We start from the raw sequence: 23,213 nt of genomic DNA, 5'->3' as shown, positions 1-23,213 counted from the left end.
AACCGGCGCAGCGTGCCGGTTTCCTTCCGGCTGCCTCGATTCGAGTGTGTGGCGAACGCGCGTAAAGCGCCCGGTGTTTGGTCGGCCGTGAACGCGGAGACGACGGTGCGCGATGAGCTTCGTCACCTCGATCGTCGTGGCCGGGGCACTCGCGGGCGGCGTCCACATGGACGCCGACGCGCAGGGGCAGCCGGTGCTCGCGTGGACCCGTTGGACGCGTCAAGAGCGGGTCACGGAGGTCGCCGACGTCCGCGGCGGCCGCCTCGTCGGCCGTCCGCACCGGCTGGCACCGGCGACGGAGTCGCTCGACGACCTGGACGTCGCGCGCTCGGGCGCGGCGATCGCGTGCTGGTCGGAGTCGCGGTCGCGGCGCTCGAACCGCACGCAGCTCCGGGTGGCGACGCGAGCGCCCGGCGGACGCTGGACGCGCGGACGGGTCGTCGCCCGCTTGCGCACCTACGCCGACGACCTCAGCTGCGGCGTCAGCGACACGGGCGCGGCGGTCCTCGTCTGGACCGAAGGACGGGCCCACGCCATCCGCTCGGTCGCCGTGGCCGTCGACGGCACCGTCGGGCGCACCGCGCGGCTCACGCGCGGCCTGGCCTGGCCGACCGACGTCGAGGTGGCCGCGGACGGAACCGCCGCCGTCGGCTACACGAGGCCGGATGACGTCGTCCGGCTCGCCCATCGGTCGGCCGCCGGCGCATGGTCGAAGCGCACGTTCGGGCCCGAGCGCGGCGTCCCGCCCGAGCTGGCGCTCACCCCGGCGGGCCAGCCGGTGCTCGCGTGGCGGAGCTACTCGGGGGTGCTGCGGATGGTCGCCGGCCCGACGTACGCGCCGGTCGAGCTGACGACGGCGCGTGACGTGGGCCTCGCCGCGTTCGTGGCCGGGCCGCGCGGTGACCTGCTGGCGCTGACGACGACCGGCGCGTCGCTGCCGACCGCGCCCGTCCCGGTCAACGGCCGGCGGACACCGTCCGCTCTGGGCGCGAGCATCGCCCGGCCGGGGGCGCCGTTCGCGCCGACGACGCTTCTCGGGCCGGTCAGCGAGTCACCGCTCGAGGCGGCGCTGGCCGCCGACGGCAGCGGCGTGGTGGGCTGGTACGGGGGGTCCGCCGTCGGGGCACGCAAGCTGACCGTGGACGGGACCTGGCTGCCGGCGGTGGAGCTCACGACCACGGTGCACGGCCAGCTGCTCCTCGCGGCCGCGCCCGGCGGGACGGTCACTGCGGCGTGGAACGAGCTTACGGGCGACGGCAACGAGGAAGTGCTGCGGCTCGCGACGTTCTAGCGCCTCTATTCACAGTGTGTATAGTCGAGCCCGTGGCCACGAACGAAGTCGTCCTGGCGTTGCTGCGCCAAGGGCCGGCCCACGGGTACGACCTCAAGCGCGATCACGACGCGTGGTTCCCGGACGCGCGGCCGCTGGCGTTCGGGCAGGTGTACGCGACGCTCGGCCGGCTGGAGAAGGCCGGCCTCGTCGAGCGGGTCGAGACTCGGACGGAGAGCGGTCCCGAGCGGACCGTGTACGCGCTGAGCGAGCAGGGGGAGCATCAGTTGCGCGACTGGCTGGCAGAGCCGGCAGGGGCGGCGACGGCGTCGACGGACGAGATCGTGCGCAAGACGATCGCCGCGCTGCGCACGGGGGAGAGCCCGATCGAGTTCCTCACGCGCCAGCGCACCGCGCACCTGCGACGCATGCGTGAGCTGACGGTGGACGCCCCGGACCGCGACCCGGCGGCGCGGCTTGCACGGGACCACCTCGTCGCGCACCTGGACGCCGACCTGCGCTGGCTCGAGCGTGCGGCGGAGGTGATCGGATGATCCTCCAGCTGCGGGGTGTCGAGCATGCGTACCGGCGCACCGTCGCGCTGCGCGGCGTGTCACTGGCCGTCGAGTCCGAGGAGGTCGTCGCGATCACCGGGCCGAGTGGGTGCGGCAAGTCGACGCTGCTGCACGTCGCCGCGGGCATCCTGCGCCCCCAGGCGGGCGACGTGACGTTGCTCGGCGAAGCGCTGACGACGCTGAGCGAGACGGCCCGCGCCCGGCTGCGTCGCCGCAGCGTCGGCGTCGTGCTCCAGTTCGGCCAGCTCGTCCCGGACCTGTCGGCCCTCGAGAACGTCGCCCTGCCGCTGCTGCTCGAGCGTCACGACCGGGCCGCCGCGCTGACCGCCGCGCGTGAGTGGCTGGAGCGCGTCGGCATCACCGCCGAGCGCGACACGCTCGCCGCCGAGCTCAGCGGCGGCGAGGCCCAGCGCGTCGCCGTCGCCCGCGCGCTGGTGACGGGCCCGGCGATCGTGTTCGCCGACGAGCCGACCGGCAGCCTCGACACCGCCGGCGGCGAAGCCTTGATGACCCTGCTGCTCGGAGCGGCCCGCGAACGCGGCGCGGCGCTCGTGGTCGTCACGCACGACAACGTGGTGGCCGCGCACGCCGACCGCGAGGTCCGCCTACGGGACGGCCGCGTCGAGGCCGAGGCGGCACTCCGGTGACGGCGCGGACCGCGCTCCGGCTCGCGCGGTCGTCGGCGCCCGGGGAGGCGCGGCGGCGGGCGCTCGTCGCCGGGTCCGTGGCGGTCGCGGGCGCGTTGCTGATCCACGCGATCCATCTCCTGCGGGCCACCTTCGGGTGGGACGACGCCGACCTCGCGCCGTATGTGCTCGAGGACGGCACGCGCGGTGGGGTCGTGATCGGGACGTTGCTGCTGGTCGTGCCGGTGCTCGCGCTCTCGGTGCAGGCGCTGCGGACGGGCTCGACGGCGCGGGAGCACCGGATGTCGGCGCTGCGGCTCGCGGGTGTCACGCCGGGTGAGCAGCGCGCGGTGGCCGCGGTCGAGGCCGGTCGCGCGGCGGCGTTCGGCGCCCTGCTCGCCGCGCCCGTGTACCTGGGCCTGTGGATCGCCGGTGGTGTGCTGCCGCCGGTCGGCGCGCGGCTCGTCGACCAGCCCGACGCGCTCGACGCGGTCGGCTGGCTCGTGCTCGTGCCGGGGCTCGCGCTGGCCGGGACGCTCGCGGGTGCGGTGTTCCAGGCACGCGGGGTCGTGTCGCCGCGGCCGGGGAAGCTCAGCGTCGCCGTCCTGGCCGCCGGGGTCGCGCTCGTCGTCGGCAGCGTCCGCCTCGCCCAGAGCTCCGGCAGCGACACCGACGTCCATCTGCTCCTCGCGGTGCTCGGCCTGCTGATCGCCGCGTTCGCGGGAGGGCCATGGCTCGTGCTCGGCTGCGCGCGGCTCCTCGCGCGCCGCGCCGACGCCGAGTCGCTGCTGGCCGCGCGGCGCCTTCGCGCGGATCCGCGCGGGGCGGGCCGGATCGCCGCCGTGCTGGTCGTCTGCGGGGCGGCGCTCAGCATCGACGCGTCGATGTTCCAGTTCTGGATCGAGGACTCGTCCGACGACATGGCGTACTACCTCGGAGGCTTCGCGCTCGCAGCCGGAGCGATGCTCGTCGCCGTGGCGGTCGCGCTGCTCGGGCTGTTGCTCGGCACCGCCGACGGCCTGCTCGCCGCGCGCCGGCCGCTCGCCGCGCTGGCGGTCTTCGGCCTCGACGAGCGCGGCCTCGCGCGCGTGCTCCGGCGGCAGCTGCTCGCGACGGCCGCGCCCGCGTTCACGGTCGGCGCGCTGCTCGGCTACGGCGCGCTGCTGGTGATCGCGGCGGGCGCCGACTCCGAGGTGATCCCGTACATCGGGCGCGCGTTCCTGACCGGTGCCGGCGTGGCCGTCGTCGCGTGGTTGGCCTTCGCCCTCGTCACCCGGGCCGCGGTGCGGGTGCTGCGACCGCTGATCCGCGCCGCGATCGACCCGGAGAACCTGCGCGCGGCCTAGCGGCGGGTGCCCGCCTCGGGCTCGATGATCGCTTCCGAGCCGGTGCCGCCGACGACGGCCTGCTCGGCGGCCAGCTCCGCGGGCGGCCCGGCGGAGCCACGCAGCGGGACCTCCTTCAGCGCCCACGAGAGCAGGAACGCGAGCGCGGTCAACGCCGCGCCGACGAGGAACACCGGCTGCAGGGCGTTGACGAACGCCTCCAGGAAGTCCGTCTGCACGGCCGCCGGCAGGCTGTGCACCTCGTCCGGGCTGATGTTCAGCCCGCCGCTGAAGCGCGCGGCGATCTCGGGCGGGAACTTGGTCAGCTCGTGGCTCAGGCGCGCGGCGAACACGGCGCCGAACAGCGCGACGCCGAGCGAGCCGCCCATCGAGCGGAAGAAGGTGGCGGCGCTGGTGGCGACGCCGATGTCCTTCGGCGGCGCGCAGTTCTGCACGGCGAGCACGAGCACCTGCATGACGAGGCCGATGCCGATGCCGACCACGAGCATGTAGACGGAGGCGAGCCACGGCGGCGTGTCCACCTCCAGGCGCGAGAGCAGGAACATGCCGATCGCGGTCACGGCGGTGCCGGCGATCGGGAACGCCTTGTAGCGGCCGACCTTGCTGATGATGCGGCCGCTGATGATGCTCGCGCTCAGCAGGCCGGCCATCAGCGGCAGCATCCGCAGGCCGGACGAGGTCGGCGACACGCCGTAGACGAGCTGCAGGAAGAGCGGGATGAACGTGATCGCGCCGAACATCGCGAGGCCGATCAGGAAGCCGAGCGACGAGGCGACGCTGAAGACCGCCGACCGGAACAGGCTGAGCGGGATGATCGGCTCCGCCGCGCGGGCCTCCACGAACACGAACGCGACGAGCAGCACGACGCCGGCCGCGCCGAGCCCGACGATCGTCGCCGACCCCCACGGGTACTCGTTGCCGCCCCAGGTCGTGAGCAGGATGATCGCGCTCACGCCCGCGGTCAGCAGCGTCGCCCCGAGGTAGTCGATCGCGTGGCGCTGCGACGGCGTGTGCAGGTGCAGCCGGAAGACGATGATCAGCACCGCGATCACGCCGATCGGCAGGTTCACGTAGAACACCCAGCGCCACGAGATCGTGTCGACGAAGAACCCGCCGAGCAGCGGGCCGGCGACGCTCGCGACCGCGAACACGGATCCGATCAGGCCCATGTAGCGGCCGCGGTCGCGCGGCGGGACGACGTCGGCGATGATCGCCTGCGCGCCGACCATCAGCCCGCCCGCGCCGAGGCCCTGCACCGCGCGGAACGCGATCAGCTCGCCCATCGTCTGGCTGAGCCCGGAGAGCATCGAGCCGACCAGGAAGATCACGATCGCGACGAGGAAGACGGGCTTGCGCCCGTACATGTCCCCGAGCTTGCCGTACAGCGGCGTCGAGGCCGTCGTCGCCAGCAGGTAGGAGGTGACCACCCACGAGAGGTGCTCGAGCCCGCCGAGCTCGCCCACGATCGTGGGCAGCGCGGTCGAGACGATGGTCTGGTCGAGCGCCGCCAGGAACATGCCGAGCATCAGCGCGGCGAAGACCGGGACGAGCGCCCGACCCGTCAACGTGTTGTCGGGAGCGGACGTGCCTTAAGGTCTACCCGATGGATCTGATCGGTGAGCGCGAGAGGTTGCTCGCCTTCGCGCGCGGGGCCGTGCACCCGGACGGCGGCTTCGGCTGGCTGCGCACCGATGGATCGCTCGACCTCGCGCGCGGCCGCGAGCTGTGGATCAACACGCGGATGACCTACGTGTTCGCGATGGCCGGCGAGCGCGAGCTGGTGGAGACCGGCCTGCACGCCCTGCGCACCGACTTCCGCGACGCCCAGCACGGCGGCTGGTTCTCGGTCGCCGGCGAGCCGTCGGACAAGCTCGCGTACGAGCACGTCTTCGTCGTGCTGGCGGCGGCCGCGGCGGGCGACGCGGCGCTGCTGGGAGAGGCGTTGGAGGTGCTCGACACCTACTTCTGGGAGGAGCACTTCGGTGCGTTGTCGGACGTGCGCTCGCGCGACTGGAGCCGGGTCGAGGCCTACCGCGGCGCGAACGCGAACATGCACGGCGTCGAGGCGATGATCGCCACCGGCGACGAGCGATGGCTCGATCGCGCGCGCCGGATCACGCAGCTGCTGACCGGTGGCGTGCGCGTGGTCGAGCACTACGACCCGATCTGGCGTCCGCAGCCGCACTACAACCGCGAGGATCCGACCCACCGCTTCCGACCGTACGGCGTCACGCCCGGCCACGGCTTCGAATGGGCGCGGCTGGCGCACTCGCTCGGGTTCGAGGAAGCGGCGCGCCGGCTGTTCTCCGGCGCCATCCACGACGGCTGGGACGGCAGCGGGTTCGTCTACACCGTCGACTTCGACGGGCGGCCGGTCGTCCGCGCGCGGCTGCACTGGGTGCTGTGCGAGGCGATCGCGGCCGCCGCGGCGCTGGGCGAGCACGACTTCGAGCGCGCCTGGTGGGCGCTGGCCGAGCAGCACTTCATCGACCGCGAAGGCGGGTCGTGGTGGCACGAGCTCGACGCCGACAACCGTCCGGCCTCGACGATCTGGGACGGCAAGCCCGACGTGTACCACGCGCTCGGCGCGGTGAGCGCCTCGCTCAGGCCGGCTGGTTCTTGAGCGTCGAACCCGGTGGCGGCGTCATCGCGGCGGCGGTGATCACCAGCGCGAACGCGGCGAGCCGCAGCAGCAGCGCGCCCGTGTCGTCCGGCAGCGGCTCCTGGAAGATCACCGGGCCGGCCGCGATCGTGATCACGTTCGCCGTGGCGCTCGTCAACGCGATCACCGGCACGACCGGGCCGAGCTGCAGCGACTTGGCGGAGATCAGCAGCGCGACCAGCGACCAGACGACGATGATCACCGCGAACGCGACGCTGAGCACGTCGACCGCGGAGTGCCCGGTGACCGCCTTGATGGTGATGTCGCTGCCGGCCCACAGCAGGCCCGCGGACACGGCGAGCGCGGGGCCGTTCGTGCCCGAGCGAGCGGTCAGGATGAGCGCCGCCAGCGTGGTGCCGACGAGCACGACGCCGAACACCCAGGCGTCGTAGTTCGAGTGCGCCTCGTCGGTCGTGCCCTCGAGCGTCGCCGCCAGGAACGCGAGCCCCGCCGCGGTGAGCGCGACGCCGATCCACTCGCGCCGGGTGACGTGGTGCCCGAAGAAGCGGTCGGCCACGACCGTGACCAGCACGAGGCCACCCGCGATCACCGACTGCACGACGCTGATCGGCGCGAGCGCGAGCGCGGCCACGTGGAAGCCCCACGACGTCGTCGCCACCACGCAGCCGAGCGTGTAGATCGGTGACTTGAAGAGCTGGATCGTGCTGTGGATCGGCCGCCGCGCGTCGACGAGCGGTGCCTTCAGCGCGCCCTTGTGCTTGAGGAAGAACCCGACGATCGAGCCGAGCGCGGTGAGGACCGCGCACAGGAGTCCGAGCTGCACAGAGAACGGCACGGCGAGACAGGGTACGAGCGCCGCGTCAGTCGTCCGGCCAGCGGCCGTGCTGCGCGAAGTACTCGCGCGCCGACTCCTCGTCCTCGCGCTCCTTGTCGCCCTTCGCCCCGTAGCGGAACAGCACGTTGAGCAGCAGGAGCGCGAGGCCGGAGCCGACGAGCATCGCCCACAGGTCCCAGCGGATGTCGTCCTCGATCACGAAGAGCGAGACGAAGCCGGCGATCACGAGCAGGGCGGGGAGGACGTAGCGCAGGAAGGTGAGGCCGGACACCACCTTCACGCTACCCATGAGCGACAGGCTCGAGCGCGCCCAGGGCGCTCAGTTGACGGCGAGCAGGTCGATCACGAAGACGATCGTGTCGTTCGGCCGGATCGAGGCCTGGCCGTGGTCGCCGTACGCGAGGTCGGGCGGGACGACCAGCTGGCGGCGGCCGCCGACCTTCATGCCTTTCAGGCCCTGGTCCCATCCGTCGATGACCTGCTTGGCGCCGAAGATGAACTGGAAGGGCTTGCCGCCCTTCTCCCACGTCGAGTCGAAGACGACGCCGTCGTCCAGCCGCCAGCCCTTGTAGTCGACCGCGGCGAGCTTGCCCGGCGTGATCTCGTCGCCCGTGCCGACCTCGAGGTCGCGCACCACGAGCTCCGTCGGCGCCTTGTCGCTCTCGGGCTTGGTGACCTTGGGCTCGTCCTTGCCGGAGGGCGTGACCTCGGGCATCGGGGTCGGGTCGCCGGTCACCTTCTCGATGAAGGGCGTGGGCGTCGCGGTCGCCTCGGCCGGAGCAGAGGCCGCCGGGGTGGACGCGGCGGGTTCCTTGGAGTCGCCGCAGGCCGCAAGCAGCAGGGCGGAAAGCGCGGCGGCGCAGGTGAGTCGAAGCTTCATCTCTGAAAAGACAGGGAGCGCCGGCGACGAGGTGTCACCGGCGCTCCCAAGGTAGTGGCCTAGCGGCCGTTGCTTACGGGGTGGTGCTGGACAGCGTGAACGTCAGCGTCTTGGCGTACGAGCCGCGCAGGAGCGTCTCGTTCTGGCTGATCGTCTGCTGGAAGCCGAGGTCCGCGCGGGAGCGCAGGACCGGGTCGGCGTAGGTGAGCAGCGGCAGGGCCGTGCCGGAGGTCTCCGGCAGCGCCGTGAACGCGTTGGTGGTGCTGCCCGCGTTGTTCGCGCGGATCTTCAGCGGGGCCTGGAGCGCGGCCGTGCCGTTGACCAGGTGGCCGGCCGAAGCCGTGCCGCGGTCGACGACGGACAGCGTGGTGCTCGGCACCGTGCTCGTGACCTCGGCGGCCATCGTCGACGTGTAGTCGCGCTGGACGCCGACCTGGAACACGCCGAACGACGGGGCCGGACCGGTGATGTCGAGGGCCATCGTGCTCGGGACCTCGCCACCGACGGAGATCGGGGCCTCGTAGGCCGCGCCGCTGGTGCCGACGAGCTGGATGCTGTTGGTCGCCGCGTCCGAGTTCGAGGTGAACTGCAGGCGGGCGATCGACGTCGTGCCGGCACGACGCGGGTTGAACCGCACGTACACCGTGCAGCTCGACGCGTCCTGGCCGACGACGGCCGGAGCCAGGGCGCCGGTGGTGCAGGTGTTGCTGGTGACCGTGAAGTCCGACTGCGAGCCGGTCGCGCCGGTGGGCTCACCCGTCTGGGCGGCCACGGCCACGGCCGTGATGTTCAGCGGAGCGTCACCCAGGTTCTCGACCTTGATGCCGACCGGGGCGGCGGTGCCGACACCCGTGGGGGCCGCCGGCTCCTTGCCGAACGTCGGCGACGAGGCGTAGAGGGCCGGGGCGGCGGCACCACGGACGGCGTCGAACGAGTTCTTCGCGGTCTGGATCGGGTCGAACGTCGCCACGTTCGGCGGGTCGAGCTCGTAGTGGTACCACTTGACGTTGCTGTTCTTGGCGGCGGCGAAGATGCGGCCGTAGTCGATCTCGCCCGTGCCGAGCTGGACCGGCTGGCCGGAGCGGCCGGCCGGGGCCACGTTGGTGAGGTCCTTGACGTGCATCATCTCGATGCGCGTGCGGTAGCGCGTGAGCAGGTCGACCACGTCGACCGGCGCGTCAGTCGCCCAACCGGCGTCGACCTCGGCCATCACGTACCGCGGGTCCGTGTTGTCCATGAGGATTTCCCACGCGGACTTGACGACGCCGTTGACGTCGTACTTGGTCTCGAACTCGGCCGTGTGGTTGTGGATGTACGCCTTGCCCGTGCCGGCCTCGACCGAGCGCTTGCCCGAGCGGTTGAGCTGCGCCGCGGTGGCGAGCGTCTGGGCGTACGTGCCCTGGCCCGGAGAAGCGGTGCCGCCCGAGCCGACGAACTGCTGGCCCAGCGTCTTGCCGTTGTCGATGTTCTCCTGCGTGTTCGCGTCGGTGAACGCGGTGCCGTGACGGCCGACGATGTGCAGCTGGTACTTGTCGGCCAGCGCGCGGAACTCCGTGGCGGTCATGCCGTGCAGGTTGTACGGCTCGACGACGCGGATGCCCTTGGACTGCAGCATCTGGAAGATCGTCTCGACCTTGGCCTTCTGCTCAGCCGGGGTGCCGCTGATGTAGCGGCTGAAGTTGAACATCTGCATGCCGGTCTGGCCCACCGGCAGGCCTTCGCCCATGCTGGCGGGACGCTGCGCGTGCGCCGCCGTGGACGTGGCGAGGACCGCGACACCGGTCGCGGCAACCGCGGCGCACGAGCGAGCGCGCCGGGAGATTCCCTTCATATGACTCCTCCTCTGGAGGGCTCTCAGCGACATGGACGAGAGCCCAGTGACAACCCGTGGCCTACGGTAGCGTAGGTTCCGAGTCGGAGTCAACCGACTTTTGCGTTACATGACATCCAAAGGTCCGCGCCTTTGGTCTCACCTTACTCTCATGTAAGGATCGCGCGGTCGAAACTCGGCCGCTCAGCCCAAATTCCAGATGCCGCCGGCTTCAGTTGGCACGTCTTCGAGCGCGAGCCGGAGGCGCTCGGGCCGCGCGGAACCTGATCGGGGGAACAGGAGGCAACCCTCGACCTTCGCCGAGGTGTCGATGCGTAGGTAGTCGGCGTCCCAGCCGTTGGAGCAGTCGGCCTGCTCGCCCTTGGCGACCGGCTTGGTCTCACCGTCGTCGTAGGTGACCTCGGCGTTGCGGAACGCGCCCTCGAAGTTCGCGATCCCGGTGTTCTCGGCCGTCAGCTCGACGACCGTGAAGTCGCCCTCGCGGCCGAGCTTGGTCGGCGTCAGCACCATCCGCACGCCGATGTTGGAGCCGGTCAGCGTGATCGGCCCGCCGAGCGCGGTCTCCGGGGGCAGCGGCGGCTGGTGGTACTCGGCCTCGACGTCACCGCCCTCGCCCTCGTGCGTGTGCGGCTCGCCGTAGAAGTCCTTGACGCCCTGGGAATATCCGTCGAGGTCGTGTCCGCCGTGAGCCTCGGCCTCGGCCTCCGCCTCGGCCGTCGCGACGGGCGACGGCGTCGGCTCGTCCGTCTTGTCGTCGGAGCCGCACCCCGCCAGCAGCGCGGCCAGCGCGAGGACTCCAAGCAGGTTCCTCATGTCTTCTCCAGATAGCACGAGGGGCGCCGGCCTCGCGGCCGGCGCCCCTCGGATCGACCCCTAGAGGGGAATGACTACGGCGTGGTGGTGGAGAGCGTGAACGTCAGCGTCTTCGCGTACGTGCCGGTGCGGAGCGCGTCGTTCGCGCCGATCGACTGACGCAGGGCCAGCGTGGCGTCCTCGGTGCCGGCGGTCGGGCCGGTGTAGGTGATGGCGTCGACCGGGGCGCTGAGCGGCTTGCCGTTGACCTGCAGCGGCTGCGCCAGCGCGAACGCGCCGTTGACGAGCTTGCCGGTGTTGACGGTGTCCGCGTCCGAGACGGTCAGCTTCGCGTCGCCGGCGGTGCTGAGCACCTTGACGGGCATGTTGATGTCGTAGTTGCGGGCGAGGCCGGGGACGAACGCGCCGAACGTCGGCGCGGGGCCGAGGTTGAGCGCGAGCGAGGCGGCGACCGAGCCGCCGACGGTGCCGTCGGCCACGTAGGCGCTCGTCGTCTGACCCGTGAGCAGGACCTTCTCCGTGGCGTCGTCCGCGTTGGAGTTGAACTGCAGGTAGGCGACCGAGCTCTTCAGGTTGGCCGTGGCCTTGTAGTTGACCGTGACCTCGCAGGTGCCACGCGGCGCGGCGGGAGCCGTCTCGGTGGCGAGCGTGCCGGCCGCGAGCGTCTGGTTCAGGCAGCCGTTGTTGGCGATCGTGAAGTCGGCGGCGTTGTCGCCGACGATCGACGCGGTCGTGATCGCGAGCGGCTTGTCGCCGGTGTTCGAGACGTTGACCTTGAACGCGTTGGTGCTGTTGGCCGGAGCCGCGGCGGGGCCCGCCGGGAAGCTGCTCAGGGCCGGGACGGACGCGGTGTTGATGCCCTTCAGGTTCGTGAAGGAGACGCCGGCGTCAGCCATGTTGCCGCCGTCATGCTCCTGGTGGTAGTACTGCACGCGGTTCTTCGCCGCGGCGAAGATCGGCCGGAAGTCCACGACGCCCGTGCCGGTCGCGCGCGGCTGGCCGGCGCGGCTGTCGGTCGCGCTGGCGCGGTTGGCGACGTTGATGCCGTCCTTGATGTGCAGCATCTTGATGCGGGTGGGCATCGAGTTGATGATCGTCGCGGTGGCCGTGCCGGTCTCGTCGTCGAACGCGTCCGAGGACCAGAAGACGTCGAGCTCGAAGAACACGTAGCGCGGGTCGGTCAGCTCGGCGAGGATCTCGACGGCCGACTTCATCGAGCCGTTGTGCATGTACTTGGTGTCGAACTCGGCCGTGTGGTTGTGCACGTAGACGGGGCCGACGCCGGCCTCGACCGAGTACTTGCCGAGCGCGTTGAGGTTCTGCGCGGTCTGCAGCGTGTTGGCGTACGTGCCGATGCCGGGGCTGCCGTAGCCGCCCGTGCCGAGCGAGTCGGCGCCCAGCCACTTGGCCTGCTGGACGCGGTCGCGCCACGCCTGGTTGACCGTGGTCTGCATGGTGCCGTGCCAGCCTGCGGCGCGCAGGCCGTACTTCTCGAGCAGCTTGCGGTAGTTCTGGTTGGCCGTCGCGTCGGTCAGCCCCGGGAAGCCGGAGTGGCTGAAGAGCTCGATGCTCGTGACGCCCTTCTTCTGCAGGAAGGCGAAGAGCGCCTCGAGGCGCTCGGCGTGGCACGCAGCGGTGTTGGCCGGGTTGACGGCTCCACCGCCGGTCTGCTGACCCTCCGGCGCGACGCAGGCGGCCGAGACCGCGCTCATCGGCAGCTCAGGGCCGAAGCTCGTCCGCAGGCCGTGCTGGATGAACGAGCCGTAGTTGAACATCTGGACGCTCATCTGGCCGGTCGGGATGCCGTCGCCGACCTTCTCGGGGCGCGTCTGCGCCTGGGCGGACGCAGCGCTCGCGAAGATCGCGAGACCCGCCACCGCGGCACACGCACGCGTGCGCCGAGAGATTCCCTTCATGGTGCTCCTCCTCGTTACGGACCTGTAAGCAGGTCCGGGTGACAACCCGATGAGAAAGCTACCGGAAGTTTCGTGAGAGTTCTACTGGACTTCTGTTCTATTGGCGTACGAAAGATGCTCGTGTAACCAGTCGGCCTACTTCAAAGTCGCGGCGGTCTCCCACGACTTGCCGCCGTCGGTCGACTTCTGGATCTTCCCGCCGACGATCGCGACGTACAGCTCGCCCTTCGGGCCGTACGTGAACTCGCTCGGGAGGCCCCCGACGTCGCCGGCCGGCTTGAAGCTCTGACCGCCGTCGGCGCTGACGCGCAGCTGGCCGTTGCGCTCGAGGCTGTAGAGCTTGTCCTTGGTCGGCCACGCCAGCCGCGCGCCTGAGCTCGGGTCGCGCGGACGCCAGGAGTCGCCGCCGTTCGTCGACAGGAACGTGCCCTGCTCGGTGGAGACGGCCCAGTGCTGCGGGTCGGAGGGGTCGACGACGACGTCGATCGGCAGCTGCGGCGGCGTCTTCTTCTCCCAGCTGACGCCCTTGTCGCGGCTGACCTGGATGTCCGGCGACTCGACGTTGACCGCCACCAGCAGGTCGCCGAAGAGCTCGAGCTCGTGGTAGTCGCCCTCGGAGGTGTTCGGCACCACCGTCCAGTTGTCGCCGTGGTCGCTGGAGGTGATCAGCGGCAGGTTCTCCCCGACGTCGCCCGCCTGCGGGTGGCCGGAGGCGAGCAGCTCGCCGGGGCCGGTGAAGCGCACCACGAGGTTCCCGGAGACCGTCGCCGGGGCGCCCGCGCCCTCGAGCTTGCCGAGGATCCGCTCGCCCTCCTTCGCGCCCGGATCGATGCGGAACAGCGCCGGGCCGGTGCCGACGATGATCGTGCCGTCGCCGGGGTCGACCGCGATCGAGTTCACGGCGGGGCTGGAGCCGTCGTTCGTCGCCGGGGGCGGGGTGGAGGACAGCTCCGCGTCGCCGCCCCCGCCGGGGTCGGTCGTCGCGGCCGCGGTGGGCTCGGACGACGGGTCCGGTGACGGCTCGGGATCGCTGCCGCCGCACGCGGCGAGGACCAGGCACAGCATCAGCGGTACGGGACTAAGGCGCACAGTCAAACCTCGCGCGGCCGGCGGCCATCTCGATTGCGCCCTTCAGGTGGGCAAGGAACCGGCGCTCGGAGAAGGACTCCCGCGTGTGACCCATCGCGGTGTACACCGAGCGGCCGCCATCGTAGCGGTGGCACCAGGCGATCGGATGGTCCGCGCCCATCTTCCCGCCGCGGTAGCTGGACTCGTCGACGGTCGCCAGCACTCGTACGCGCCCGCGCGGGTTGCGGTCGAACTCGTACCACTCGTCGGTGCGCGTCCACTCGGCCGGGAGCGCCTCGGTGGCCGCCGCGCGACGGTCCTCGACCTTGACGGTCGCGCGCGCCGTCCCGGGCGCGTGACGCGTGAAGCGGGCGCCGACGAGCTGCTCGTACCAGGGCCATCGCCCGCGGGTGTCGGACGCCGCGTGGATGCCCAGGTAGCCGCCGCCGGCCCGGATGTAGCGCTCGAACGCGCGCTGCTCGGCGCGCTTGGCGACCGGCGTGCCGGTCGCCGACAGGAAGATCACGGCGTCGTAGCGGGCCAGCCGCTTGGCGGTGAACCCACTGGACGATCCGGTCGTATCCACCGTGAAGCGGTGCGTTCGTCCTAGCCTCTGGATGGCGCGCACGCCGGCCGGAATCGAGTCGTGGCGATAGCCCGTCGTCTCCGTGAGCACGAGCACACGGAAGCGGTCAGCTATTCGTCCGGAGCTGGCCTGGCTGCCGCAAGCGGACGCTAGCGTCAGCAACAGGCTGAGGAAGAGCACACGGAGGGTCACTGTGCACCTAGCCGAAAGATTTGTTTTGCCGGGCAACGAACAGACTTGGTCTTGACATGCAGCATAAAGTGGACGCGATGAAGCGAGGAGAGGCACGACGCTACGCTCGTCGGGTCGTGGAGGGTCCCAGGTCATGAGTACCGATCGCCGGGTCGGCGTCTGGCTCGTCGGCGGTCGCGGGTCGGTCGCGACCACTGCGCTGACGGGCGCGGCAGCGGTGGCTGCCGGTCTTACCGAGCCTACGGGCATGGTCACCATGCGGCCGCCGTTCACCGAAGCCGGCATGCCGGAGCTCGGTGATCTCGTCTTCGGCGGTCACGACGTCGTCGAGACGCCGCTGGCGCTCCGCGCCGCGAAGCTCGTCGACGACGGCGTCCTGCCGCACGGCCTGCCCAACGCGCTCGGCGCCGCGATCGAAGCCGCCGAGTCCGAGCAGCGCCCGGGCATCACCGGTCATGAGGCCCGCACCGAGCCGCGCGCCGCCCTCGGCCGGATCGTCTCCGACCTCAGCTCGTTCAAGACCCGCAACGACCTCCAGCGTCTGGTCGTCGTCAACGTCTCGTCGACGGAGGCGCCCGTCGAGCCGCACCCGGCGCACGCCGACCCCGCGCTGCTGATGGACGCGCTGGACCGTGGCCTGGCCGTGCTTCCGCCGAGCGCGCTGTACGCGCTCGCGGCGATCGAGGTCGGTGCCGCGTTCGTGGACTTCACGCCGTCCGTCGGCGCCCGCCTGCCCGCCATCGAGGCGCTGGCCGAGGCGCACGAGGTCCCGCTCGCGGGCTCGGACGGCAAGACCGGCGAGACGTTCATGAAGTCGGTGCTCGCGCCCGCGCTGGGCACGCGCAACCTGAAGGTGCGCTCGTGGGCCGGGTACAACATCCTCGGCGGCGGCGACGGTGCCGCGCTGGCCGACCCGGAGCGCGCGCAGTCCAAGCTGGACTCCAAGGGCAAGCTGCTCGAGGACATCCTCGGCTACCCGGTCGAGGCGCCGATCCGGATCGAAGACGTCAAGGACATGGGCGAGTGGAAGACCGCCTGGGACCACGTCGTCTTCGAGGGCTTCATGGGCGTCCGGATGAAGCTCCAGTTCACCTGGGAGGGCTGCGACTCGACGCTGGCCGCCCCGCTGCTGCTGGACCTCATCCGCCTGCTCGCGCTCGCGCTCGAGCGCGGTGAGCGCGGAACGCTGAGCTCGCTCGCGTTCTTCTTCAAGGATCCGGCGGGCTCGACCGAGCACGCCCTGCACACCCAGTACGACATGCTCGAGCGCTGGGTACTCCAGCGGGTCGTCGCCTAGCGATGCCACGCGGCTTTCGCCGACGGGCTCGGATTCGCCGCGCGGGAGACCTCGCCGAGCTCGTCCGGCTACCGGCGGTGCTGTCCGTTCCGGGCGACGTGCTCGTCGGGGTGGCCGCGTCCGGCCAGCTCGGCAACGTCCCGCGGACCGCGGGGCTGGTCGCGTCGTCGTCGATGATGTACCTGGCCGGGATGGCGCTCAACGACTACGCCGACCGTGAGGTCGACGCGGTCGAGCGCCCCTCACGGCCGATCCCGTCCGGGCGGATCTCGCCCGAGTTCGCGCTCGGGTTCGCGGGCGCGCTGACCGCGGGCTCGCTGGCGCTGGCCGTCGCCGCCGACGGCAAGCGCGCGCTGCCGCTCGCCTGGCCGCTGGCCGCCGCCGTCTGGGGCTACGACCTGTTCGGCAAGGACACGCCGGTCGCGTCGCTGTCGATGGCCGCCTGCCGTGGCCTGGACGTGCTGGTCGGGTCGGGCACGAGCGGCGCCGCCGCCGCGCTGCCGGCCGCCGCCGTGGTCACGGCGCACATCACGATGGTCACCGAGGTCTCACGCCAAGAGGTCACGGGCGGCGATCCGAGCGTGTCCAAGCGCGCCCTCGCCGGCACCGCGGCCGTGGCCGGCGCGAGCGCGCTGCTCGGCCAGCGTGCGCCGAAGCTCAGTCGTGCTGCCGCCGTCGGCCTCGCCGGTGCCTACGGCGCGTTCGTCGGCCGGGCGCACGTGGACGCGATCGCCGAGCCCACGCCCGCCCGCCTGCAGAAGTCCGTGGGAGCCGGGATCATGGGGCTGATGCCGCTCGAAGCCGGGCTGATGGCTGGGGCGGGCTCGCTCGGCCCCGCCGCCGGCGTCGCGGCGCTGTTCCCGCTGGCTCGCAAGCTCTCCAGGAGGAGGAAGGTGACATGAGCCTGCGGTTTGGCTACGTCTCGAACGGGCTGTCCGACCACCGGCTCGAGGATGCGCTCGACCTGCTGGCCGACAACGGGTACGGCGGCATCGCGCTGACGCTGGACCACATCCACTTCGACCCGTTCGCCCCGCGCCTTCGCGCGCGCGCCGCGCGCGTGCGCGCGGAACTGGAAGAGCGCGGGATGTCGTGCGTGGTGGAGACGGGCGCGCGCTTCGTGCTCGACCCGCGGCGCAAGCACTTCCCGACGCTCGTCAGCGATGGCCGCCAGAAGCGCGTCGACCTGCTGTGCACGGCCGTCGACGTCGCGGTCGAGCTGGGCGCGCCCGTCGTCTCGATGTGGAGCGGCTCGATCGCGCCGGACGAGTCGCCCGAGCGCGCCTGGGACCTGCTGGTCGAAGGCTGCGAGCGGGTGCTCACGCACGCCGACGCGGCGGGCGTCACGCTCGCGTTCGAGCCCGAGCCGGGCATGCTCGTGGAGCGGCTGTCGGACTACGAGGAGCTGCAGCGGCGGCTCGGGAACCCGCCGGCGCTCGGGCTCACGCTCGACATCGGGCACATCGTCTGCCTGGAGCCGATGTCGGTGACCGAGTGCGTGCGCCGGGGCGCGCCGACGCTCGCGCACGTCCACATCGAGGACATGCGCCGCGGCGTCCACGAGCACCTGATGTTCGGCGAAGGCGAGCTCGACCTGGACGAGAGCCTTCGCGTGCTGTCGGAGATCGACTACACCGGGATGGTCGCGGTCGAGCTCTCACGACATTCCCATGCCGCGCACGAGACGGTGCCGGCGGCCAAGTCCGCGCTGCGCGCGGCTGAGCGTGAGGCGGTTCGATGAAGGATCTATCTGCTGCATTGGAGGAGCGGGCGAAGCCCGAAGGCCTGGACTGGCTGCGCGAGACGAGCGCGGCGGTGGCGGCCGACCCGGCCGTGCTGCGCTCCAAGTTCGCGATGGTCGGGCGCAAGGTCGGGCGCGATCCGCTCGACCCGGCCGACGATCCCGCCGACGTGTGGGCGTGGACGATCGACGACGCCGCGCGCGTGCTGCTCCTGCAGGCCGCGGGCGAGCGCGCCGAGGCCGAGCTCGCCGAGCTGTACCGCTTCGGCGACGCCGCCGAGCGCCGTGGCATCCTGCGCGCGCTGCCGTACCTCGACATCGGGGACCGCGGGCTTGGGCTCGTCGACGACGCGATCCGCACGAACGACACGCGGCTGATCGCCGCCGCCCTCGGCCCGTACGCGACGCAGCACCTGACGGACGCGCAGTACGACCAAGCCGTGCTCAAGTGCGTGTTCGTCGGCGTGCCGATCCTCGGCCTCGACGGGATCCCGGAGCGCGTCACACCGGACGGCGCACGGATGCTCGCCGCCTTCGTGCACGAGCGCGTGGCCGCCGGCCGCGACCTGCCGCCCGAGGTGTGGACGGTCATCGACCGCTACCCGGCGCAGGAGCACATCGCCGCGATCGAAGCTGAGCTGCAGAGCCCGTTCGAGGACCGCCGCGCGGCCGCCGAACGTGCCCTGTCGTACCGAAACGTCCAGGAGCACCAGGCATGAGGATCTTCGACCCCCACGCGCACATGACGTCGCGCACGACCGACGACTACGAGGCGATGTACGCCTCGGGGGTGCGCGCGCTCGTGGAACCCGCGTTCTGGCTGGGGCAGCCGCGCACGTCGGTCGGCTCGTTCATCGACTACTTCAACTCCCTGCTTGGCTGGGAGCGCTTCCGCTCGGGGCAGTTCGGCATCCGCCATCACTGCACGATCGGCCTCAACCCCAAGGAGGCCAACGACGAGGCGCTCGCGCGCGAGGTGATCGACGTCCTGCCGCGCTTCCTCGGCAAGGACGGCGTCGTCGCCGTCGGCGAGATCGGCTTCGACGCGATGACGGCCGCGGAGGAGTGGGCGATGCAGGCCCAGCTCGAGCTGGCCGTGGAGTACGAGCTGCCGGTGCTCGTGCACACGCCCCACCGTGACAAGGCCCACGGCACGCTGAAGACGATCGAGATGGTCCTCGCGTCCGGCCTCAAGCCCGAGTTCGTGGTCATCGACCACAACAACGAGCTCACGGTCAAGGACGTCCTGGACTCCGGCTGCTGGGCGGGCTTCTCGATCTACCCGGGCACCAAGATGGACGAGCACCGGATGGTGCGCGTCGCGCAGGAGCACGGCTTGGAGCGCGTGCTGGTCAACTCCGCCTGCGACTGGGGCGTGTCGGACCCGCTGAAGGTCCGCAAGACCGCCGACCGCATGGCCGAGGCCGGCTTCAGCGAGGACGACATCGACCGCCTCGTGTGGCGCAACCCGGTCGACTTCTTCGCGCAGAGCGGCCAGCTGATCCTCGACGACATCGAGTCGCCGGACCTGACGGCGACGTTCGAGGGCAGCGGCGTGCTGCGCGGGGAGCGGTAGGGCTTCGATGCGCCTGCGTCACCCCGACGGCAGCCTGCTCCATCTCGCGTACTGCTCCAACGTCCATCCCGCCGACGACCTGGACGGCGTCGCGGCGCAGCTCGAGCGCTACACGGCGCGTGTGCGCGAGCGCCTCGACGTGCCGTCGCTGGGCGTCGGGCTGTGGGTGGCGGCGCCGGCGGTGGCCGACGAGGCCGCCGCGGATCGGCTGTCGGAGCAGCTGCGCAAGCTGTCGCTCGAGGTCGTGACGCTGAACGGGTTCCCGTACAAGGCGTTCCACGCGGACGTCGTCAAGACGGACGTCTACTGGCCGCACTGGGCCCAGGACGCGCGGCGCGAGTACACGAAAGGGCTCGCGCGGCTGCTCGCCCGGTTGCTGCCGGAGGACGTGGAGGAAGGCTCGATCTCGACGCTGCCGCTGGGCTGGCGCGAGGGTTGGGGGCCGGCCGAGCAGGCCGAATCCCTGCGCGGGCTGGCCGACGTCGCCGCGGAGCTCGAGCGCGTGGAGCGGGACACCGGCAAGCGGGTGCGGCTCGCGCTGGAGCCCGAGCCCGGGTGCACGATCGAGACGATCGCGCAGGCGTGCGAGGCGCTGCGCGGGCTCGCGCCGGACTGGATCGGCGTGTGCCTGGACGCGTGCCATCTCGCCGTGCAGTTCGAGACGGGGGCGGGCGCGGTCGCCGCGTTGGACGAGGCGGGCGTGTCGGTGGTCAAGACCCAGGTGTCCTCCGCGCTGCGCGTGGACGACCCGGGCTCGGAGGCAGGCCGCGAGCTGCTCGCGGGGTTCGTCGAGCCCAAGTTCCTGCACCAGACGCGCGAGATCGTCGACGCGGGCGTGCAGGGCACCGACGACCTGCCCGAGGCGCTGGACGGCGCGCTGCCCGCGAAGGACCAGTGGCGCGTGCACTTCCACGTGCCCGTGCACACGCACGAGCACACGACCCAGGACGAGCTGGTGGACACCCTGGGCCAGCTCGCCGGTGGCGCCGTGCCGCGCACGCGCCACTTCGAGGTCGAGACCTACACGTGGAGCGTCATGCGCGACGCGCCCACGGACGACGAAGGGCTCGTGGCCGGGCTGGCCTCCGAGCTGGAATGGACGCGTGACCGGCTGGTCGCGCTGGGAGCGGAGGTTCTCTGATGACGCTGGTGGTCGTGGATGCGGTGGGGCTCACGCCGAAAGCGCTCAAGCACATGCCGCGCACCTCGAAGCTCGGGGCGGACGGCTTCCAGGCCGCGCTGGATCCGATCGTCCCGGCGGTGACCTGCTCGGTGCAGGCGTCGTTCGTGACCGGCGGCACGCCCGCCGACCACGGCATCGTCGGCAACGGCTGGTACTTCCGTGACCTCGGCGAGGTCTTCCTCTGGCGCCAGCACAACAAGCTGGTCCAGGGCGAGAAGGTGTGGGAGACCGCGCGCCGCGCGAAGCCGGACTTCCGGGTCGCGAACGTGTGCTGGTGGTACGCGATGGGCGCCTCCACCGACCTGACGGTCACGCCGCGCCCGATCTACCACGCGGACGGCGCCAAGTCGCCGGACTGCTACACGTTCCCGCCGCAGCTGCACGACAACCTGACCGGCCCGCTCGGCGAGTTCCCCCTGTTCCAGTACTGGGGCCCGACGGCGAACATCAAGTCCACCAAGTGGATCGCGGACGCCACGAAGATCGTGCTGGACAACGAGAAGCTCGACATGGCGCTCGTGTACCTGCCGCACCTCGACTACGACCACCAGCGCTTCGGCCCCGACTCGCCCGAGGCGGCCAAGGCCGCGGTCGAGCTGGACGCGGTCCTCGGCGACCTGATCGACCACTGCCGCAAGCGCGGCGACCAGATCGTCGTCCTCAGCGAGTACGGCATCACCGAGGCCAAGCGGCCGGTGGAGATCAACCGCGCGCTGCGCCGCGCCGGCTTCCTGAACGTCTACAGCCAGGCCGGCATGGAGTACCTGGACCCCTGGACCTCGCGCGCGTTCTGCGTGAGCGACCACCAGATCGGCCACGTGTACGTCCCGAACGCCGCCGACATCCCGGCCGTGCGTGACGTGTTGTCCGGCCTCGACGGCGTGGGGGAGATCCTCGAAGGCGAGTCGCTCGCCGCCGCGGGCCTCAACCACGAGCGGTCGGGCGAGCTCGTCGTCCTCGCCGAGCGCGACGCCTGGTTCACCTACCACTACTGGCTCGACAACGCCCACGCCCCGGACTTCGGCCAGCAGGTCGAGATCCACCGCAAGCCCGGCTACGACCCCGCCGAGCTCTTCTGGGACCCGGACGACGAGAAGGGCGCCAAGATCCGCGGCGCCAAGGCCCTCGTGCGCAAGAAGACCGGCTTGCGCTACGTCCTGTCGGTCGTCGGCCTCGACGCCTCCAAGTACGTCAAGGGCACCCACGGCCTCCTCCCGCCCGGCGACGAGGACGGCCCGGTGTTCCTGTGCAGCGAGACCTCCCACGCGCGTGACCGAGTCGCCGCGACCGACGTCCGCGACCTGCTGCTGGACCTCGCGGGCGTGACCGAGGCCGCGCGCGCGTCCTAGACGCCGCGGCGTTCAGCTCGAGTGGCGCGCGGCTGACGGTCGCGCGCCGGGGAGCACACCGTCGGGCAGCGCAGCGCAAAGCGTCGCGCGCTGAGAGCCACGGCGATGGCGGGGCGGGCCATGGCGCGGCGGGGCGATGGCGCGGCGGTGGCGCGCGCAGGGCGATGGCGTGGCGCGGGGCGGCGGCCGCAGCGCGTTGCTTCGCGCCCAGGGCCGCGGGGGCTCTTCGCGCGCGGGCAAGCCCGCGCGCAGCGGCGTCGCGGTGGTGCTTAGGCGGCCAGGCCGGCCTGGATGGCGCGGTCCACGGCCTCGGGTGCGAGCACGTGCTCGATGACCATGATCGCGGCGCCGATCGCGCCCGCGCGGTCGCCCAGGCGGGAGGGGACGATGCGGAGGTCGCCCGTCGCCAGGGGCAGTGAGCGCTGGAAGATGACCTCGCGCACGCCGGCCAGCAGCTGCTGGTGGGCTTCGGAGATGTCGCCGCCGATGACGATCGCGCCCGGGTTGAAGAAGTTCACGCAGCCGGCGAGGACCTCGCCGAGGTAGCGGCCGGCGTCGCGGACGGCCTGGATGGCCTGCGGCTCGCCCGCCCGCACGAGCGTGACGACGTCGCGCGAGGACTCGGCGGTGAGGCCCGCGGCGGTGAGGTTGGACGCGAGTGCGCGGCCGCCGGCGACGGCCTCGAGGCAGCCGATGTTGCCGCAGCGGCAGATGACGTCATCGTGGCCGGCGAGCCGGACGTGGCCGATGTCGCCCGCCGCGCCCTGGGCGCCGCGGTGGATGCGCCGGCCGGCGACGATGCCGCAGCCGATGCCGGTGCCGATCTTCACGTACAGCAGGTGCTCGATCTCGCGCCAGTAGGTCCAGTGCTCGCCGAGCGCCATGATGTTCACGTCGTTGTCGACGAGGACCGGCGCGTCGTAGTGCTTGCTGAACCAGTCCGGGATCGAGTAGCCGTCCCAGCCGGGCATGATCGGGGGCGCGACCGGCTCGCCGCGCGAGAACGCGACCGGACCCGGGACGCCGACGCCGATGCCGCGCACGTCGTCCGGGCTGCGCTGGATCTCCGTGAGCAGGCCGACGAACGCCTCGTGCACGTTCTCCAGGACGATCTCGGGACCGTCGGCGATGTCCATGTCGAACGTGGTCTCGGCCAGCGGGCCACCGGCGAGGTCCGACACGACGAGGCGCGAGTGCGTCGCGCCGAGATCAGCCACGAGGACGACGCCCGCGCCCTGGTTGAAGGCGAGGACCGTGGGCGGGCGGCCGCCCGTCGAGGCGCTCCCGCCGGCTTCGTAGACGAGCTGGTGCGCCAGCAGCGCATCCAGCCGCTGAGCGACCGTCGACCGCGCCAAACCGGTGCGGCGCACGAGGTCCGCACGCGTCACCGCCTCCCCGTTGCGGATCAGGCGCAGCAACGATCCCGCGCCGGTCATGGGAGTTGGTTCGGTAGAGGGTCCGCCATCGACGGAAGTAAAGCAGAGGGGGCGGCGGCACAACACGGCT

The 23,213-nt window shown here is 71.8% G+C and carries 22 protein-coding genes; 12 read left to right on the top strand and 10 right to left on the bottom strand.

The genetic code is table 11. The features are described from left to right. The first annotated feature begins 112 nt into the window (after positions 1 to 112). The 4 genes from C8N24_RS34460 to C8N24_RS31300 are packed head-to-tail and all read left to right on the top strand — an operon-like array spanning position 113 to position 3,817. A complete protein-coding gene (locus C8N24_RS34460; RefSeq protein ID WP_170179549.1) occupies positions 113 to 1,291 on the top strand; it encodes a hypothetical protein in 1,179 nt (392 codons plus the stop codon). A 32-nt stretch (positions 1,292 to 1,323) separates the two neighbouring features. Continuing rightward, positions 1,324 to 1,824 carry a PadR family transcriptional regulator gene (locus C8N24_RS31310; protein ID WP_121257681.1) on the top strand — a complete coding sequence of 167 codons (501 nt, stop codon included), beginning with the start codon at positions 1,324 to 1,326 and terminating at the stop codon, positions 1,822 to 1,824. Continuing rightward, positions 1,821 to 2,492 carry an ABC transporter ATP-binding protein gene (locus tag C8N24_RS31305; RefSeq protein ID WP_121257679.1) on the top strand — a complete coding sequence of 224 codons (672 nt, stop codon included), beginning with the start codon at positions 1,821 to 1,823 and terminating at the stop codon, positions 2,490 to 2,492. Before C8N24_RS31310 ends, C8N24_RS31305 begins: the two co-directional genes overlap by 4 nt. Next, on the top strand, positions 2,489 to 3,817 hold the full coding sequence (locus C8N24_RS31300) for a hypothetical protein (protein WP_121257676.1): 1,329 nt from the start codon (positions 2,489 to 2,491) through the stop codon (positions 3,815 to 3,817). The genes C8N24_RS31305 and C8N24_RS31300 overlap by 4 nt, the downstream gene beginning before the upstream one ends. Here the strand turns inward: C8N24_RS31300 and C8N24_RS31295 are convergent. Beyond that, positions 3,814 to 5,382 (bottom strand): MDR family MFS transporter, encoded by a 1,569-nt coding sequence (locus C8N24_RS31295; RefSeq protein WP_121257674.1) that lies wholly within the window; start codon positions 5,380 to 5,382, stop codon positions 3,814 to 3,816. The genes C8N24_RS31300 and C8N24_RS31295 overlap by 4 nt on opposite strands. A 38-nt stretch (positions 5,383 to 5,420) precedes the next feature. Between C8N24_RS31295 and C8N24_RS31290 the strand changes: the two genes are divergently transcribed. After that, positions 5,421 to 6,440 carry an AGE family epimerase/isomerase gene (locus tag C8N24_RS31290; protein ID WP_121257672.1) on the top strand — a complete coding sequence of 340 codons (1,020 nt, stop codon included), beginning with the start codon at positions 5,421 to 5,423 and terminating at the stop codon, positions 6,438 to 6,440. Here C8N24_RS31290 and C8N24_RS31285 read toward each other — a convergent pair. From C8N24_RS31285 to C8N24_RS31250, 8 genes are all read right to left on the bottom strand, one after another. Further along, the gene (locus C8N24_RS31285; protein ID WP_121257670.1) at positions 6,421 to 7,275 is read right to left on the bottom strand and encodes a DMT family protein; all 855 of its coding nucleotides are present in this window, start codon (positions 7,273 to 7,275) and stop codon (positions 6,421 to 6,423) included. The genes C8N24_RS31290 and C8N24_RS31285 overlap by 20 nt on opposite strands. Before the next feature lie 25 nt (positions 7,276 to 7,300). Then, positions 7,301 to 7,564: a hypothetical protein gene (locus C8N24_RS31280; protein WP_147448079.1), complete on the bottom strand. Its 264-nt coding sequence runs from the start codon at positions 7,562 to 7,564 to the stop codon at positions 7,301 to 7,303. A 30-nt stretch (positions 7,565 to 7,594) separates the two neighbouring features. Beyond that, entirely contained in the window at positions 7,595 to 8,155 is a 561-nt protein-coding gene (locus C8N24_RS31275) for an FKBP-type peptidyl-prolyl cis-trans isomerase (protein ID WP_121257666.1), read from the bottom strand. A gap of 73 nt (positions 8,156 to 8,228) precedes the next feature. Beyond that, positions 8,229 to 9,986 carry a TIM barrel protein gene (locus tag C8N24_RS31270; protein WP_170179548.1) on the bottom strand — a complete coding sequence of 586 codons (1,758 nt, stop codon included), beginning with the start codon at positions 9,984 to 9,986 and terminating at the stop codon, positions 8,229 to 8,231. Positions 9,987 to 10,169: 183 nt separating this feature from the next. After that, positions 10,170 to 10,799 (bottom strand): hypothetical protein, encoded by a 630-nt coding sequence (locus C8N24_RS31265; RefSeq protein ID WP_121257662.1) that lies wholly within the window; start codon positions 10,797 to 10,799, stop codon positions 10,170 to 10,172. A 74-nt stretch (positions 10,800 to 10,873) separates the two neighbouring features. Further along, positions 10,874 to 12,715: a TIM barrel protein gene (locus C8N24_RS31260; RefSeq protein WP_121257660.1), complete on the bottom strand. Its 1,842-nt coding sequence runs from the start codon at positions 12,713 to 12,715 to the stop codon at positions 10,874 to 10,876. A 135-nt stretch (positions 12,716 to 12,850) separates the two neighbouring features. Next, entirely contained in the window at positions 12,851 to 13,780 is a 930-nt protein-coding gene (locus C8N24_RS31255; protein WP_121257658.1) for a WD40/YVTN/BNR-like repeat-containing protein, read from the bottom strand. Between the two features lie 13 nt (positions 13,781 to 13,793). Next, a complete protein-coding gene (locus C8N24_RS31250; protein WP_211340206.1) occupies positions 13,794 to 14,549 on the bottom strand; it encodes a ThuA domain-containing protein in 756 nt (251 codons plus the stop codon). A gap of 145 nt (positions 14,550 to 14,694) precedes the next feature. On the opposite strand from C8N24_RS31250, the gene C8N24_RS31245 reads away from it, so the two are divergent. The 7 genes from C8N24_RS31245 (at position 14,695) to C8N24_RS31220 (ending at position 21,707) form a co-directional block, all read left to right on the top strand. Further along, complete coding sequence (locus C8N24_RS31245; protein ID WP_121257654.1) at positions 14,695 to 15,858, top strand: inositol-3-phosphate synthase; 1,164 nt, start codon at positions 14,695 to 14,697, stop codon at positions 15,856 to 15,858. 77 nt (positions 15,859 to 15,935) lie between these two features. Further along, the gene (locus tag C8N24_RS31240) at positions 15,936 to 16,760 is read left to right on the top strand and encodes an SCO3242 family prenyltransferase (protein WP_211340205.1); all 825 of its coding nucleotides are present in this window, start codon (positions 15,936 to 15,938) and stop codon (positions 16,758 to 16,760) included. Next, a complete protein-coding gene (locus tag C8N24_RS34455) occupies positions 16,757 to 17,599 on the top strand; it encodes a sugar phosphate isomerase/epimerase family protein (protein ID WP_170179547.1) in 843 nt (280 codons plus the stop codon). The genes C8N24_RS31240 and C8N24_RS34455 overlap by 4 nt, the downstream gene beginning before the upstream one ends. After that, entirely contained in the window at positions 17,596 to 18,318 is a 723-nt protein-coding gene (locus C8N24_RS34450) for an EboA domain-containing protein (protein WP_211340204.1), read from the top strand. The genes C8N24_RS34455 and C8N24_RS34450 overlap by 4 nt, the downstream gene beginning before the upstream one ends. Continuing rightward, on the top strand, positions 18,315 to 19,175 hold the full coding sequence (locus C8N24_RS31230; protein WP_121257650.1) for a TatD family hydrolase: 861 nt from the start codon (positions 18,315 to 18,317) through the stop codon (positions 19,173 to 19,175). Before C8N24_RS34450 ends, C8N24_RS31230 begins: the two co-directional genes overlap by 4 nt. A gap of 7 nt (positions 19,176 to 19,182) precedes the next feature. Further along, the gene (gene eboE, locus C8N24_RS31225) at positions 19,183 to 20,316 is read left to right on the top strand and encodes a metabolite traffic protein EboE (protein WP_121257648.1); all 1,134 of its coding nucleotides are present in this window, start codon (positions 19,183 to 19,185) and stop codon (positions 20,314 to 20,316) included. Further along, entirely contained in the window at positions 20,316 to 21,707 is a 1,392-nt protein-coding gene (locus C8N24_RS31220; protein WP_211340203.1) for an alkaline phosphatase family protein, read from the top strand. The genes eboE and C8N24_RS31220 overlap by 1 nt, the downstream gene beginning before the upstream one ends. A gap of 269 nt (positions 21,708 to 21,976) precedes the next feature. Here C8N24_RS31220 and C8N24_RS31215 read toward each other — a convergent pair whose 3' ends face one another. Beyond that, complete coding sequence (locus C8N24_RS31215; RefSeq protein ID WP_121257644.1) at positions 21,977 to 23,143, bottom strand: ROK family transcriptional regulator; 1,167 nt, start codon at positions 23,141 to 23,143, stop codon at positions 21,977 to 21,979. Between the last annotated feature and the right edge of the window lie 70 nt (positions 23,144 to 23,213).

The sequence above is a fragment of the Solirubrobacter pauli genome, assembly GCF_003633755.1.
Taxonomy (GTDB): Bacteria; Actinomycetota; Thermoleophilia; order Solirubrobacterales; family Solirubrobacteraceae; genus Solirubrobacter; species Solirubrobacter pauli.
Note: the sequence above shows the minus strand (reverse complement) of the source record. Positions and strands in the feature narration are given on the sequence as shown.